Annotated in this window: 17 protein-coding genes; 14 read left to right on the top strand and 3 right to left on the bottom strand. The window is 61.9% G+C overall.

Translation table 11 applies throughout. The features are described from left to right. Positions 1-99 precede the first annotated feature (99 nt). The 7 genes from AAIL67_RS14090 (at position 100) to fliR (ending at position 4,447) form a co-directional block, all read left to right on the top strand. A complete protein-coding gene (locus AAIL67_RS14090) occupies positions 100-654 on the top strand; it encodes a flagellar basal body-associated FliL family protein (protein ID WP_034353146.1) in 555 nt (184 codons plus the stop codon). A 15-nt stretch (positions 655-669) separates the two neighbouring features. After that, positions 670-1,674, top strand: coding sequence for a flagellar motor switch protein FliM (gene fliM / locus AAIL67_RS14085; protein WP_003065459.1), 1,005 nt, complete (start codon positions 670-672; stop codon positions 1,672-1,674). Beyond that, a complete protein-coding gene (fliN, locus tag AAIL67_RS14080; protein WP_003059131.1) occupies positions 1,664-2,098 on the top strand; it encodes a flagellar motor switch protein FliN in 435 nt (144 codons plus the stop codon). The genes fliM and fliN overlap by 11 nt, the downstream gene beginning before the upstream one ends. 34 nt (positions 2,099-2,132) lie before the next feature. Further along, positions 2,133-2,522: a flagellar biosynthetic protein FliO gene (locus AAIL67_RS14075; RefSeq protein WP_012836872.1), complete on the top strand. Its 390-nt coding sequence runs from the start codon at positions 2,133-2,135 to the stop codon at positions 2,520-2,522. 37 nt (positions 2,523-2,559) lie between these two features. Beyond that, the gene (fliP, locus tag AAIL67_RS14070; protein WP_269446746.1) at positions 2,560-3,264 is read left to right on the top strand and encodes a flagellar type III secretion system pore protein FliP; all 705 of its coding nucleotides are present in this window, start codon (positions 2,560-2,562) and stop codon (positions 3,262-3,264) included. A gap of 152 nt (positions 3,265-3,416) precedes the next feature. Then, positions 3,417-3,686, top strand: a complete 270-nt coding sequence (gene fliQ, locus AAIL67_RS14065) for a flagellar biosynthesis protein FliQ (protein ID WP_003059126.1) — start codon at positions 3,417-3,419, stop codon at positions 3,684-3,686. Next, entirely contained in the window at positions 3,683-4,447 is a 765-nt protein-coding gene (gene fliR / locus AAIL67_RS14060) for a flagellar biosynthetic protein FliR (protein WP_003065453.1), read from the top strand. The genes fliQ and fliR overlap by 4 nt, the downstream gene beginning before the upstream one ends. A 79-nt stretch (positions 4,448-4,526) precedes the next feature. Here the strand turns inward: fliR and AAIL67_RS14055 are convergent, their stop codons facing one another. Further along, a complete protein-coding gene (locus tag AAIL67_RS14055) occupies positions 4,527-5,165 on the bottom strand; it encodes a response regulator transcription factor (protein ID WP_003065450.1) in 639 nt (212 codons plus the stop codon). Positions 5,166-5,220: 55 nt separating this feature from the next. Beyond that, positions 5,221-6,342 (bottom strand): ATP-binding protein, encoded by a 1,122-nt coding sequence (locus AAIL67_RS14050; protein WP_343484258.1) that lies wholly within the window; start codon positions 6,340-6,342, stop codon positions 5,221-5,223. Positions 6,343-6,463: 121 nt separating this feature from the next. On the opposite strand from AAIL67_RS14050, the gene AAIL67_RS14045 reads away from it, so the two are divergent. From AAIL67_RS14045 to AAIL67_RS14015, 7 genes are read left to right on the top strand one after another with little or no spacing between them, the layout of a single operon-like run. Beyond that, positions 6,464-6,913, top strand: a complete 450-nt coding sequence (locus tag AAIL67_RS14045; RefSeq protein ID WP_003065446.1) for a hypothetical protein — start codon at positions 6,464-6,466, stop codon at positions 6,911-6,913. Between the two features lie 42 nt (positions 6,914-6,955). Continuing rightward, complete coding sequence (locus AAIL67_RS14040) at positions 6,956-7,318, top strand: response regulator (protein WP_003059121.1); 363 nt, start codon at positions 6,956-6,958, stop codon at positions 7,316-7,318. A gap of 32 nt (positions 7,319-7,350) precedes the next feature. Then, positions 7,351-9,555: a chemotaxis protein CheW gene (locus AAIL67_RS14035; protein WP_034378046.1), complete on the top strand. Its 2,205-nt coding sequence runs from the start codon at positions 7,351-7,353 to the stop codon at positions 9,553-9,555. A gap of 50 nt (positions 9,556-9,605) precedes the next feature. Further along, positions 9,606-10,094 (top strand): chemotaxis protein CheW, encoded by a 489-nt coding sequence (locus tag AAIL67_RS14030; protein WP_003077929.1) that lies wholly within the window; start codon positions 9,606-9,608, stop codon positions 10,092-10,094. 17 nt (positions 10,095-10,111) lie between these two features. Next, positions 10,112-11,026 (top strand): CheR family methyltransferase, encoded by a 915-nt coding sequence (locus AAIL67_RS14025; RefSeq protein WP_034353168.1) that lies wholly within the window; start codon positions 10,112-10,114, stop codon positions 11,024-11,026. A gap of 24 nt (positions 11,027-11,050) precedes the next feature. Further along, positions 11,051-11,782, top strand: a complete 732-nt coding sequence (gene cheD, locus AAIL67_RS14020) for a chemoreceptor glutamine deamidase CheD (RefSeq protein ID WP_034393764.1) — start codon at positions 11,051-11,053, stop codon at positions 11,780-11,782. 13 nt (positions 11,783-11,795) lie between these two features. Next, on the top strand, positions 11,796-12,911 hold the full coding sequence (locus AAIL67_RS14015; protein WP_196491440.1) for a chemotaxis response regulator protein-glutamate methylesterase: 1,116 nt from the start codon (positions 11,796-11,798) through the stop codon (positions 12,909-12,911). Between the two features lie 111 nt (positions 12,912-13,022). Here AAIL67_RS14015 and AAIL67_RS14010 read toward each other — a convergent pair whose 3' ends face one another. Beyond that, positions 13,023-14,909 carry an ATP-binding cassette domain-containing protein gene (locus AAIL67_RS14010; protein ID WP_063665115.1) on the bottom strand — a complete coding sequence of 629 codons (1,887 nt, stop codon included), beginning with the start codon at positions 14,907-14,909 and terminating at the stop codon, positions 13,023-13,025. Positions 14,910-15,176 lie beyond the last annotated feature (267 nt).

Here is a 15,176-nt window from a genome sequence, read left to right as displayed (position 1 = left end):
TCAGAAGGGCGGGCGGCGAATAATTCAGGCGTGGATCTTCCGTGTCGCGGCAATGGCTGCGGGGTGGATGCAGTCCCCCACTCTTGAGGAATACCCGCCGTGTCAGCCAATCCCAATGCCGCCCCTGTTGCACCTGCTCCTGCCAAAAGCAAGAAGCTGATCGTCATCGTGGCCATCGTTGCCGTGCTGGCCATCGTGGCTGCCGCAGCCTATGTGCTGATGATGCAGCGCCAGCACAGCAGCGCCGATGGCGAAGAAGAAGTCAGCGCCAAAGCCACAGTGCCCACTTTCTTGCCACTGGACAATATGGTGGCCAATCTGGCTGACCCCGGCGGCGATCGCTTTGTGCAACTGGGCATCACGCTGGAGCTGGCCGATGAGAAGACGGCTTCCACTGTCAAGCAGTACCTGCCCAGCATCCGCAACGGCATTCTGATGCTGGTGTCCCAGCGCACGGCCGACGAGCTGCTGGCGCGCGAGGGCAAGGAAAAACTGGCCGCCGACATTCTCACCGAGGTCTCCGCGCCGCTGGGCTTTGGCCCGGGCGCCAAGAAGCGCTCGCGCGACGATGAGGACGCCGACGAAGACAGCCCGCGTGCCAATCGCAAGGGGCCTGTGCGTCGTGTGCTGTTCTCTAGCTTCATCATTCAATAAGCAGGGAGGGAGTGCATGAGCGATTCTTTTCTCTCCCAGGAAGAGGTTGATGCTCTTCTTGAAGGCGTTACCGGCGAAAGCCAGCGCTCCGAGGTGGTGGAGGTCGATCTCGGCCAGGTCCGCAGCTACGACATCTCCAGCCAGGAACGCATCGTGCGTGGGCGCATGCCCACCATGGAAATCGTCAACGAGCGCTTTGCCCGCAACTTCCGCATCGGCCTGTTCAACTTCATCCGCCGCAGCCCCGAGGTTTCCGTCGGCACGGTGACGGTGCAGCGCTACAGCGCCTTCCTGCGCGAGCTGGCCGTTCCCACCAATTTCAACATCATGGCCATTCGCCCGCTGCGCGGCAATGGTCTGATCGTCTGCGATCCCTCGCTGGTGTTCGGCGTGATCGACACACTGTACGGCGGCACGGGTCGCCTGCAGACCCGCATCGAGGGGCGCGACTTCTCGACCACCGAGCAGCGCGTGATCAACCGCATGGTCAATGTGATCTGCGAGGAATACAAAAAAGCCTGGCACGGCATCTATCCGCTGGAGCTGGCCTATCAGCGCTCGGAAATGCAGCCGCAGTTCGCCAACATCGCCACGCCCAGCGAAATCGTGGTCTCCACGGCTTTTCAGCTTGAGATCGGCGATATCTCGGGCTCCATCCACATCTGCATGCCCTATGCGACGCTGGAGCCGATTCGCGATGTGCTGTATTCGTCGACTCAGGGCGATGCCATCGAGGTGGATCGCCGCTGGGTCAAGGTGCTGACGCGGGAGATTCAGGCCGCCGAGGTCACGCTGGTGGCCGAGCTGGCCCGCGCCGATGCCACGGTGGAGCAGCTGCTGGCCATGCGCCCGGGTGACTTTATCGAGCTCGACCGCGAGCCGCTGATTCGCGCCTCCATTGGTGGGGTGCCGGTTTTCGAGTGCCAGTACGGCACGCACAACGACAAATATGCAATCCGCGTGGAACGCAGCCTGCGCGGCGGCGAGACCAGCTGGATGGGAGAGAAGCATGGCAATTGACGACAACAACAAGCCCGCGGGTGACGATCCGTTCTCCGGCTGGGCCGAGGCGCTGGAAGAGCAGCGTCAGCATGACCAGGCCGTCGAAGGCCCCGATCTGTCCGACCAGGGCGGGCCGCTGGCGGGCGACGCCGCACGCAGCTATGGCGATGTGCCGGTGCACGATATCAACATGGTGCTGGACATTCCGGTTCAGCTGTCCGTGGAGCTGGGCCGCACCAAAGTGCCCATCAAATACATTCTGCAGCTGGCTCAGGGCTCGGTGGTGGAGCTCGATGCCTTGGCCGGTGAACCCATGGATGTGCTGGTCAACGGCTATCTGATCGCCCAGGGCGAGGTGGTGGTGGTCAATGACAAGTTCGGTATCCGCCTGACGGACGTGGTGACACCGTCCGAGCGTCTGCGCCGAGTCAGCCGTGGTTGATAACGCGGCAAACTCTGCGGCAGCGGCCCCTTCCATGTGGCCCACGCTGCTGCTGGTCGTCCTGTTTGTGGCGGTCATGGCAGCGTTGCCCTGGCTGGTGCGTCGTCTGCAGCAAAAAAACCTCCTGCCCCGTGGCATGGGGATGGCCCGTGGTGTCGCCTCAGTTCCGGCGCAGGTGCTGGGCACGCTGGCCATTGGCCCGCAGCAGCGGGTGGTGACCGTGCAACTGGGTGAAGGGGAGCAGGCCGTGCGCCTGGTGCTGGGCGTGACGGCGCAGCAGATCCAATGTTTGCATGTGCTGCAAGACCCGTCCGCATCTTTGCAATCCGCCCGTGCTGCCCATTCACCTGCCGTCTCATCGTTCACCGACTCGCTGATGCGCGCGCAGGCCGACGAAGCGGCCCGGAATTCTGGAAATGTCTAAATTCGTCTCTCGTGCTGCTGCCGCTGTCCTGCTGGCCATGCCCCTGATGGCCGCAGCCCAGGGCGCACCCGCCAGTCTGCCGCTGCTGGTAGGCCAGGGCGCGGGCGGCACCAGTTATTCGGTGCCCATCCAGACACTGCTGTTTTTCACGGCGCTGTCGTTCCTGCCCGCCATCTTGCTGTTGATGACGGGCTTTACCCGCATCGTCATCGTGCTGAGCCTGCTGCGCCAGGCGCTGGGCACGCAGTCCGCGCCGCCCAATCAGGTGGTGATCGGTCTGTCGCTGTTTCTCACCATGTTTGTGATGGGGCCGACGCTGGACAAGGTCTATCAGGACGCCTATCTGCCCTATACGCAAAACAGCATCAGCTTCGAGCAAGCCATGGAAAAGGCCGAAGCCCCCATGCGCGGCTTCATGCTCAAGCAGACGCGCCAGTCTGACTTTGCGTTGTTCAAGCGCCTGGCCAAGCTGGATGCGAATGTCACGGCAGAAACAGCACCTCTGCGTGTGCTGGTGCCGGCCTTTGTGACCAGCGAGCTGAAAACGGCTTTTCAGATCGGCTTCATGATCTTCATTCCGTTTCTGGTCATCGACATGGTGGTGTCTTCCATCCTCATGTCGCTGGGCATGATGATGCTTTCGCCCGTGCTGGTGGCCCTGCCTTTCAAGCTCATGCTGTTTGTGCTGGCCGATGGCTGGAACCTGATCATCGGCTCTCTGGCGGCGAGCTTTGCTACATGAGAGCCCCCTGAGGCGCTTGCCTGGGCGGCCCGCGCCTTCCCCCAAGGGGGACGGCATCCTTGCTGCGAGGCGGATCTTGCTTGATGCCTCTCACTTAGGCTGCGCTAGTTTCAAGTGCGTTTAATCCTGTCGCTAATGTGGGGAGAAAAACAATGACTTCTCAATTTGTTCTGACTTTTGGCCGCGAGGCGCTGACCCTGCTGCTCATGATCTCCATGCCGGTGCTGGGCGTGGTCATGGGCGTGGGTTTGCTGGTGAGCGTCTTTCAGGCCGTGACCCAGGTGCATGAGGCCACGCTGGCCTTTGTGCCCAAGCTGATCGCCGCCGTGCTGGTGTTTGCCGTGGCAGGGCCGTGGATGCTGTCCACGCTGGTGGATTTCATTCGTCGCACCATAGAGAGCATTCCAGGTTCGGTGGGATGATTTCCTTTAGCGAAGCGCAGATTGCCGCCTGGCTCTCGCCACTGATCTGGCCGTTTGTGCGCGTGCTGGCGCTGTTCACCACGGCGCCTGTGTTTTCTCAGAAAGCCATTCCCATGCGGCTCAAGGTGGGGCTGGCTTTTCTGGTTGCGCTTTGCGCGCAGCCGGTGCTGGGCGAGCAGACGGTGGTCAGCATTGCCTCGGCCCAGGCACTGGGCACTCTGGTGCAGCAGGTGGTGATCGGCCTGTCCGTGGGCTTTGCCGTGCGTCTGGTGATGGCGGCCATCGAAGTCGCAGGTGAAGTGATAGGCCTGCAGATGGGCCTGAACTTCGCGTCTTTCTTCGATCCGACCAGCAATGCCCAGCTCAGTGCCGTGGCGCGCTTCATGGTGCAGATCGCCACCTTGCTGTTCATCGTCATCAACGGTCATCTGCTGGTGTTGATGGCGGTTCTCAAGAGCTTTGAGGCCTTCCCCGTCGATGGAAACTTTCTGCAGGCCATCTCCCAGATGCGGATCCACGAGATGGGCAGCGCCGTCTTTGCCAGCGCTTTCTGGATTGCCCTGCCCATGATTGCCATGCTGCTGTTCGTCAACCTGGTGCTGGGCATCATCTCCCGTGTCGCGCCACAGATGAATATCTATGCCGTGGGCTTTCCTGTCACCTTGACTGTGGGGCTGCTGGGCCTGACGGCGACTCTGCCTTTGCTGGAGCAGCCTCTGGTGGCCTTGCTCCAAAAGGGGATGGCAGTCTTCGGGGTCTAGGGCGAACGACTATTCTTTTTATAGCTCGATACGCTTTGTGGGCAAGCGCTAAAGCCGGATCTGGCTTCCGACCAGCAACTCAGGGCGTATCGATCAGCCCATTCTTGATGGCATAGGCGGTCAGTTCCGCATTGCTGCCCATGCCCAGCTTCTCCAGCACCCGTGCCCTGTATACGCTCACCGTCTTGGGGCTGAGCATCAACTCCTGCGCAATATCGGTCTGGCGCTGACCGCTGGCAATCTTCAGCAGCGTCTGCATCTCGCGCTCGGACAAGGTTTCATGCGGCACGGGGGCGGCAGGCTGGGCCAGGCTGTCGGCAAGCATCTGGGCCACTTCGGCAGTCAGGTATTTGCGTCCGCTGTGGACGGTGCGCACGGCGTCGATCAGCAGCACCGGATCCCCCGCCTTGTTGGCATAGCCGGCCGCGCCAGCCTTGATGCTGCGCAAGGCGTACTGGTCTTCGGGATACATGGAGACCATGATGACGCGGATCTGCGGATGCGTCTCGCGCACGCTGGCGAGCACTTCCAGGCCGCTGCGGCCCGGCATGTTGATGTCCAGCAGCAGCACATCGCAAGCTGCGTCGCGCAGTTGTTCACGCAGTTCGGCATAGCTGCCGGCTTCTGCGGTGACGCTGATGTCCGTCGCCTCTGCCAGGGTGTCGCGTATGCCCCGGCGCAAAATGGCATGGTCGTCGCACAGCACCACGTGAATCAAGGTCGCTCTCCCAGGAAGTCAGATGGCAGACCGGGCAAGCGCGTGGTTGGGCGGCTCATGCCTGGGTCTCTGCCAGAGGAATGGTGAGAATGATAGAGGTTCCTCGGCCGGGGTGGCTGCTTACATCCAGCCAGCCTTGAATAGTTCGCGCGCGCTCACTTAGACCTCGAAGTCCGAAAGACTGAGGTTTTTTGCGATCATCCTGGCTCAGGCCTACCCCGTTATCTGTTACTTCCAGTGTCAAAAAACCCTCGTGGTCGGACAAATCCAGCGTCACCTGGCTGGCTTGTGCGTATTTGCTGATATTGGTCAAGGATTCCTGTGCCGTACGGTAGACCACCACCTGCTGCGCGGGTGCTATTTCCATATGCTCACGGCTGGTGTGCAACCGGGCTGGTATGCCTGTGCGGCGCTCGAACTCCTGGGCCAGCCATTGCACGGCGGCCACCAGTCCCTGATCCAGCACGGGCGGGCGCAGGTTCTGCATGATGCGCTGGCTGGCGCCCAGGGCGTGTTCCAGCATCTCCAGTGCCGATCTGGCATGCTCGCGCTGCTTGCCCTCGGGGCTGTTGCGGATCAGCCAGGCCAGATCAAACTTGACGGCAGTGAGCGAGCCGCCTATGTCGTCGTGAATCTCGCGCGAGATATTGGCGCGCTCCTGCTCGATACTGGTATGCAGATGTTCGGTCAGCTCGGCCAGGCGCTTTTTAGACTCGGCCAGCTGCAGTGCGGCGCGGCGGCGGGCTCTCCTCGCCTCATGGACCTCCACGGCGCGCTTGATGACATGGGGCAGGCCGTTGATCTGGTCCTTGAGAAGATAGTCGCTGATGCCCAGCCGCATGATGTCCACGGCGGCGGATTCGCCGATGGCGCCCGACAGCAGCACAAAAGGGGGGGCGTCGGCACGGTCGCACACCAGATCCCAGACGTCGAGAGCCGTGAAGCCGGGCAGATGATAGTCCGCCAGAATCAGGTCGAAATCCTGTGTCTCAAGGGCGTCGCGTACCTCCTGCAGACTGTCCACGGCCGTGAGCGTGCAGGGCAGCTGCCCGCGCTTGAGGCTCAGGCGTGCCAGAGCCTGATCTGCGACAGAGTCTTCAATATGAAGGATTTTCAAGGTCTGATTCCGGAATTGCATATCGCCAAGGACGCTATCATTGGATACATTTTGGAACATCGAGGGTAGCCGTCAAGTGTGGCCATGTGGCCATGTGGTCACGGGGCAGGCTGCCGGGCGGTTCATTTCGTGGAGCATGGCGGCGTGGCTGTCATGATGGTTTTACGCAGTTGGAGTAACAATGCAGACGATGCAAAACCCTTCGGGTGTGCCTGCAGTTGCCGTGCCGGTGATGGTGGCTGCGGAGCTGCAGGATGCCTTGCTGGTCACACTGCGTGATCTGCAGCGTCTTGAGGGGCTGCTGGACCATGCCACGCACAATCTGCTGGAGCGCTTCGAGCAAGTCAACGGGCAATTGTCGCAGCCGGCTTTGCCCGATTCGGCTGCGCTGGCTACAGCACGTGAGTCGTTGCGGCTGGCCGTGACCGAGCTCCAGTTTCACGATATGTCGTCTCAGCTGATTGCCCATATGGCACATACCTTGCAAGCCTGCGCTTTCAGGCTCGGGGCTGCCGCCATGGGCAGGGATGAGGATGAGGCGGAGTCCGCCATCAGTCTGCCAAACCTGCCCGAAAAGCCCAATCCCGTCACGCAAAGCGAGATGGATGCAGGCTCTGTGGAGCTGTTTTGAACTTCTACCCTGTTTTCCGTTGCCCGTCTGTTGGAGCTGTACATGCGATCGATTCTGGCTGTTGATGATTCCCCCTCGATGCGAAAGATGGTGTCTTTCACGTTGAGCAGTGCTGGTTTTAAGGTGGTGGAAGCCGTCGACGGTGTGGATGCGCTGGAAAAAGCACAGGCGCAAAACATCGATCTGGTGCTGGCCGACCAGAACATGCCGCGCCTGGACGGCATCGGTCTCACGCGCAAGCTCCGTGAAAACCCGAAGTTCAAGGGCACGCCCATCCTCATACTGACCACGGAATCCAGCGATCTGATGAAGCAGGCGGGCCGGGCCGCAGGTGCCACGGGCTGGCTGGTCAAGCCCTTCGATCCCAATCGATTGATCGAAGTTATTCAAAAAGTGCTGCGTTAAGCCGATAACAACGAATCACAGCAGGAAACACCATGGCGGATACACACCAGGATGGCGCAGGTTCGGGCGCAGACTTCGACCTTAGCCAGTTCTATCAAATCTTTTTCGAGGAAGCCAGCGAGAACCTCGACCAGATGGAGCAGATGCTGCTCAGCCTGGACCTTTCGGCCGCCAACGATGAAGAGCTCAACGGTATTTTCCGCTGCGCCCACTCCATCAAGGGCGGTGCGGCGACCTTCGGCTTCTCGGATGTGACCGAGCTCACGCACCGCATGGAATCCCTGCTGGACCGCCTGCGTCGCCATGAAATCACGCCCATCCCCGAGATGGTCGATGTGCTGCTGGAGTCGGCGGACGCCAGCCGCAGCCTGCTGGCACGTCACCAGTCCGGTGACGAGGGCGAACCGGTTTCCACTGCGGAACTGGTGGTGCGCATCGAAGCTCTGGCCCAGGGCTTGACCGAGATTCCCCAGGTCAACCGCAGTGCCGCGGCTGCCGAGCCTGTGCAGCCAGCTGCCGTTGTTGCCGCGGTAGTGGCGGATACGCCCGCTCAAGCTCCGGCCCCTGCGGCAGCCCAGGTGGCAGAGCCAGGCCCTGTGATCGGCACCGAGCCTCCCGAGGGGGCGCGCGAGCTGATGATCGAGATCGGCCCGCTGTCCAGGCTGGAGCTGGGCGATGCCATCAAGGAGCTGTTCCGGGATATTCCGGGTCTGGGCACGATTCAGGATCAGGTCGGCACCAAGGCCGATCACCGCCTGTTCAAGGTCAGAACGGTGTCCACCGATGACGAGCTGCGCGATCTGTTTGTCTTCCATGTCTCCAAGGAGCAGGTGCAGATCAGCGATGCCGCCCAACCGCAGAACGCAACCGAGCCCGTGGTCGAGCAGCTGGAAGCCGTGGTGGATGAAGAAGCCGCCATGCCGCCCCACAATCTGCCGGCCGAAGAAGCCTACGGTTTTTTTGCGGGTGCTCCGGGCAGCCCCGAGGCTCAGCAAAATCAGGAGCATGCCGTGATTGGCGGCGCTGGAAGCACGGTGCAGAAGGCCACACCCAAGGCTGCCGCTGCGCATATGGAGTCCACCAGCATCCGCGTGGATGTGAAGAAGGTGGACCAGCTCATCAATCTGGTGGGCGAGCTGGTCATCACCCAGGCCATGCTGGCGCAGAACAGCCAGGGGCTGGACCCGACGACCTATCAGCAACTGCTGGCCGGCCTGGCCGATCTGGATCGCAACACGCGCGACTTGCAAGAGTCCGTAATGTCGATCCGCATGATTCCCATGTCCACGGTTTTCAGCCGCTTCCCGCGCATGCTGCGCGACCTGGCGGGCAAGCTGGGCAAGAAGATCGATCTGGTCACGCTGGGCGAAGCCACCGAGCTGGACAAGGGCCTGGTCGAGAAGATTACCGATCCGCTGACCCATCTGGTGCGCAACAGCGTGGACCACGGCATCGAGATGCCCGAGGACCGCATCGCTGCGGGCAAGTCCGAGCATGGCACGCTGACGCTGGCGGCATCCCATCAGGGCGGCTCCATCGTCATCGAGGTGCGCGACGACGGCAAGGGCATGAATCGCGAGAGGATTCTGAACAAGGCGCGCGAGCGCGGCATGGATGTCTCCGACAGCATGCCCGACAGCGATGTCTGGCAACTGATCTTTGCGCCCGGCTTCTCCACGGCCGATGTGGTCACCGATGTCTCGGGCCGTGGCGTGGGCATGGACGTGGTCAAGCGAAACATCACCTCGCTGGGTGGCACGGTGGAGATCGAGTCCGTTGCCGGCGTGGGCATGAAGGTGGCCGTGCGCCTGCCGCTGACGCTGGCCATCATGGACGGCATGTCCGTCGGGGTGGGCGAAGAGGTCTATATCCTGCCGCTGTCCTCGGTGGTCGAGTCCTTCCAGGTCAAGGCCGACGATGTCAACACCGTGGCCAATGGCACGCAGCTGGTCAAGGTGCGCGACGAATACATGCCGGTGATCGCGCTGGAGCGAACCTTCCAGGTGCCGCGCGCCGACGAAAGCCAGACCAGCAACATCATGGTGGTGGTCGAGGCCGAAGGCAGCCGCGTGGCGCTGCTGGTCGACGAGTTGCTGGGCCAGCACCAGGTGGTGGTCAAGAACCTGGAAAGCAATTACCGCAAGGTGCCCAATGTCTCGGGCGCCACCATTCTGGGCGACGGATCCGTTGCGCTGATTCTGGATACGGGCGCTCTGGTGCGCCGTACCCGCCATTGAGGCCGCTGGCCTGAGCCGTCGCCGACCCGAACAACGCAGAGAGAGCTGACATGAACATCATCAACAAGACTGCCGAAGGCGTGGCCACCGGTGCCCGCGAATATCTGACCTTCCGCCTGGGCGAGGAGGAATACGGCATCGATATCCTCAAGGTGCAGGAAATCCGTGGCTACGAGCAGCCCACGCGTATTGCCAATGCGCCCGAGTTCATCAAGGGGGTGGTCAATCTGCGCGGCACCATCGTGCCCATCGTGGACATGCGCCTGCGCTTCAACTGCTCCGAGGTGGAGTACAACGCCTTCACCGTGGTCATCATCCTGAACCTGCGCAATCGCGTGGTCGGCATTGTGGTGGACTCGGTCAGCGATGTGATGGAGCTGCCCGCCGATGCCGTGCGTCCCGCACCCGATATCGAAAGCGCCATCGACAGCGGCTGCATTCTGGGCCTGGGTTCTGTGGGCGAGCGCATGTTGATCCTGCTGGACATCGAGAAGCTCATGGGCAATGTCGACATGGGCCTGGTGGCCTCCGAAGCCTGAGTGCGCCAGAGGTCCGTGTGCTGAACCTGGGACGTAGCGCTTCATTCGCAGCCTCTCCTGCCAGGCTTGAGCAGGATGATGATGCGCTGCCGGGCGGCATGTCCGGCCCGCTGGCGCAGGGGCGCGAGTTCGTCTGGTCCAACCGCGACTTTGCCCGCGTCCAGGCCCTGATCTACAAGCGTGCCGGCATCAGCCTGCATGACGGCAAGCATGCCATGGTCTACAGCCGTTTGTCGCGCCGCCTGCGCGAGACCGGGCATGAGAGCTTTGTCAGCTATCTGGACTGGCTGGAGAGCATCAATGACGGGCCCGAATGGCAGGAGTTCGTCAATGCTCTCACCACGAATCTGACCTCGTTCTTCCGCGAGCAGCATCACTTCGACATCCTGGCCCAGCATCTACGCAGCCACAAACCCGGCGGCAATGGCTGGAAGGTATGGTGCAGCGCGGCCTCCACGGGGGAGGAGCCTTATTCCATCCTGATGACGGCCGTGGAGAGTCTGGGCAGCTCGGCCAGCTTTCAGCTCATGGCCAGCGATATCGACTCGCGCGTGCTGGATACCGCCTCGCGCGGCGTGTACCGGGCAGAGAATCTCAAGGGCGTGAGCACCGAGCGGCTGCACCGCTTTTTCCTGCGCGGGCGCTCGGCCAACTCGGGCATGGTGCGGGTCAAGCCGGAACTGCGCCGCATGGTGGACTTTCTCAACGTCAACCTGATCGCCGGAGATTGGCCGTTCCGGGAGAGCTTCGACATCGTCTTCTGCCGCAACGTGATGATTTATTTCGACGCACCGACCCAGCGTCGCGTGCTGGAGCGCATTCATCAGGTGATGCGTCCGGGCGGGCTGCTGTTTGTCGGTCATGCCGAGAACTTCAGCGATTCGCGCGATCTGTTCGCGCTCAAGGGCAAGACCGTCTATGAGCGCCAATGAAGCTGAAGGGCAGGGCTGCAAGTCATGAGGAATCTGAGCTCTCCGCTGGATCTGCCAGGTGCTGGCGCTGCCAGACCCCTGCGCGGCAACAGCTTCGTGCCCCAGGGCTATCCTGATCCGGCCATGCCGGCGCCGGTCTCATCGCTGGAGCAGCTCAAGCGCCAGCCGCGCCAGCCGGGCGAGGCCTCGTTCTTCTACTACGACCCGCACTTCCAGCTCAATTCGGCCAAGGTGTTGCCGGGCGAGTACTTTGTCTCGCGCGACGAGATGGCCATCGTCACCGTGCTGGGTTCCTGCATCGCGGCCTGTCTCTGGGATCGATTCATGCGCATTGGCGGCATGAACCACTTCATGCTGCCTGATGGCGACAGCAGCGATGTCTCGGGGCGCTATGGTTCGTACGCCATGGAGCTGCTGATCAACGAGATGCTCAAGCTGGGCGCACGGCGCGAATCCATGCAGGCCAAGATTTTTGGTGGCGCCCAGGTCATGGCCAATTTCACGACCATGAATGTGGGCGAGCGCAACACCAGTTTTGTGACAGAGTATCTGCAAACCGAGCGCATTCCCATCGTCTCCGAGGACGTGCTGGATATCTATCCGCGCAAGGTGGTGTTTTTTCCATCCACGGGCAAGGCCATGGTCAAGCGCCTGGCACACGCCCATCCCGAGGCATTGGTGCAGCAGGAAATCAGTCGCGGCAGCGCGGCTGCGGTGGCACGCAATACGGCGGGCGGCTCGGTGGATCTGTTTTGAGGAAGGTTGAGCGTTGTTAAAGCCAAAAATCCGGGTGATCGTGGTGGACGACTCTGCGTTGGTGCGCAGTCTTCTGGCCGAGATCATCAATCGCCAGCATGACATGGAGTGCATCGGCTCGGCCAATGACCCGTTGATCGCACGCGAAATGATCCGCGATCTGAACCCCGACGTCATCACGCTGGATGTGGAAATGCCCCGCATGGACGGCATTGATTTCCTCGGGCGGCTCATGCGCCTGCGTCCTATGCCGGTGGTGATGATCTCCACCCTGACCGAGCGCGGTGCCGAAGTCACCATGCGCGCCCTGGAGCTGGGTGCCATTGATTTTGTGGCCAAGCCCCGTGTCGGCGTGGCCAACGGCTTGCAGGAGCTGGCCAGCCAGATCGTGGACAAGATCCGCGTGGCTGCCGTGGCCCAGGTGCATCGCCTGCCCGTGGTGCCGCACGGCGTGGCAGCGGCAGCGAGTGCGGGCGCCAAGCCCGCAGCGCCCCGTGCGCCGGCGGCGCCCAGCCTGCTGGGGCGCATCTCGACCGAAAAAATCATCGCCATCGGCGCTTCCACGGGGGGCACCGAGGCGATCCGCGAGGTGCTCACCCATCTGCCGGCCGACTGCCCGGCCATCGTCATCACCCAGCACATGCCGCCGGGCTTTACCACCAGTTTTGCGGCTCGGCTCAACAGCCTGTGCCAGATGACGGTCAAGGAAGCCACGCACGGCGAGCGTTTGCTGCCCGGCCATGCCTATATCGCTCCTGGCGGCAAGCATTTCTCCATCACGCGCAGCGGTGCCAACTATGTGGCCGTGGTCGATGATGCGCCGCCCGTCAACCGTCACAAGCCCTCGGTGGAAGTGCTGTTCAAGTCGGTTGCCGCCAGCGCCGGGCGCAATGCCTACGGCATCATGCTCACCGGCATGGGGGCCGATGGCGCCACCGCCATGCGCGAGATGCGCGATGCCGGCAGCTACAACCTGGTGCAGGACGAGAGCACCTGCATCGTCTTCGGCATGCCCCGCGAAGCCATTGCCCATGGTGCGGCCGACGAGGTGCTGCCTCTGCCGCAGATCGCCCATGCCCTGCTGACCAAGCTGCGCGGCGGCTCGGACCAGGTACATCACCGCATATAAGGTTGCATAAAAAGAGAGCGTCTTGCGCTTGTCAGATAATGATTTCAGGCTTCTATAGCTTTGAAATCAAGGCCTGACAGTCGCAAGGCGCTCTCTTATTTGACGGCCTGATTATTCAGACAGCAAGGTCCAGCGCTCCAGCGCCTCCATCAGTGCTTCATCGATCTCCGCGTCGCGCTGGTGCATGGCGACGGCCTTGGCGTTGTCGCTGGCAAACAGGCTGCCGTCGGCCAGCGCTTGCTGAATCTGCTTTTGCTCGGTCTCCAGTGCGGCAATCGTGGCCGGCAGGGCTTCCAGCTCGCGCTGATCCTTGTAGCTGAGCTTCTTCTTGGGGCTGGCCGCAGCGTCGGTGCGGCTTGCGACGGGCTTGGGCTCCTCCTTGGGGGCGGACTTGGCCTGTGCGGCTTCGGCCATGGCCTTGCTGCGGCGCGATTGCTCCATCCAGTCCGTCACGCCACCTTCGTATTCACGCCAGTGGCCGGGGCCTTCCCAGGCAATCGTGCTGGTGACCACGTTGTCGAGGAAGGTGCGGTCGTGGCTGACCAGAAAGACCGTGCCGTCATAGCTTTGCAGCAGGTCTTCCAGCATGTCCAGCGTCTCGATGTCCAGGTCGTTGGTCGGCTCGTCCAGCACCAGGACATTGGCTGGCCGCGCAAACAAACGGGCCAGCAGCAAGCGGTTGCGCTCGCCGCCTGACAGGGATCGGACCGGGGAATGCGCACGCGCCGGAGAGAACAGAAAGTCCGCCAGATAGCTCTTGACGTGCTTCTTCTGGTTGCCGATCTCGATCCACTCGCTGCCGGGGCTGATGAAGTCCTCCAGCGTGGCATCCAGATTCACCTGATGGCGCATCTGGTCAAAGTAGGCCACTTGCAGATTGCCGCCCAGGCGAACCTGGCCGCTGTCCGGAGCCAGCTCGCCCAGGATCATCTTCAGCAGCGTTGTCTTGCCTGCGCCGTTGGGGCCCAGCAAGCCGACCTTGTCGCCACGCAAAATGGTGCCGCTGAACCTTTCAACGATCTTCTTTTCGCCAAAGGACTTGCTGACATCGGTCAGCTCGGCCACGATCTTGCCCTGATAGCCGTCGCCCTTGCCGGATGCGATATCCATGTTCACGCTGCCCAGCACATCACGGCGCTGGGCACGGCTGGCACGCAATTCCTGCAGACGGCTGATGCGGCTCTGGCTGCGGGTGCGGCGGGCTTCCACGCCCTTGCGGATCCAGACCTCTTCCTGGGCCAGCAGCTTGTCAGCCTTGGCGTTGATGACGGCTTCCTGGTTGAGCTGCTCTTCCTTTTGCAACACATACTGGGAGAAGTTGCCGGGGTAGGTGCGCAGAACGCCCCGATCCAGCTCCACGATGCGGGTGGCGATGCGGTCCAGAAAGCTGCGGTCGTGGGTGATCGTGATCACGCTGCCCTTGAAGGCAATCAGCAGCTCTTCCAGCCACTCGATGGAGTCCAGGTCCAGGTGGTTGGTCGGCTCGTCGAGCAACAGGACATCGGGGCGGGCCACCAGAGCCTGGGCCAGCGCCACGCGCTTGCGGGTGCCGCCGGACAGGCTACCCACCACAGCGTTCGGGTCCAGATGCAGGCGCTGCAATGTTTCCTCTACGCGCTGCTCCCAGTTCCAGGCGTCATAAGCCTCGATCTGCGTCTGCAACTCGTCCAGATCCTCGCCCTCGCCGCCAGCCAGGTAGCGCTCACGAATCGCAATCACCGCCGCAATGCCGTCGGATGCCGACTCGAAGATGGTGTGCGCAGGGTTCAGGTCGGGCTCCTGCGCCACATAGGTAATGCGGACCCCGTTCTGCACCTGGAGCTGGCCGTCATCGGCCTTTGCCAGGCCGCCCAGAATCTTGAGCAGTGAAGACTTGCCGGCGCCGTTGCGGCCGATCAGGCCGACGCGCTCGCCGGTCTCCAGGGAAAAATTTGCGTGGTCCAGCAGGGCCACGTGCCCGAACGCCAATTGAGCGTCTAACAAAGTAATCAGTGCCATCGTGCCAGCATTATCGTTGGCCTCCATAGAGACAGCGGCCGTAAGGCCGCTGTCTCTATCTCTGTCCAAGGACACAGCCCAGGCAAAGACCACGCTGGCAGATGAATCTTTTGTGTCAAAAGCGGCGTGGCTAGGGTTTCACCTATGCTATAGTTCGATCCATCGCAGCAAATGACTGCCTCGCAAAAACTCAAAAGTTCTTGCTCGGAAGTGAAAAAGTTGTGATACACTACAAGGCTTCGCTGATCGCAGCAAGCAACGAGATTC

The organism is Comamonas sp. A7-5 (assembly GCF_039581385.1).
GTDB classification, from domain to species: Bacteria; Pseudomonadota; Gammaproteobacteria; order Burkholderiales; family Burkholderiaceae_C; genus Comamonas; species Comamonas thiooxydans.
Note: the sequence above shows the minus strand (reverse complement) of the source record. Positions and strands in the feature narration are given on the sequence as shown.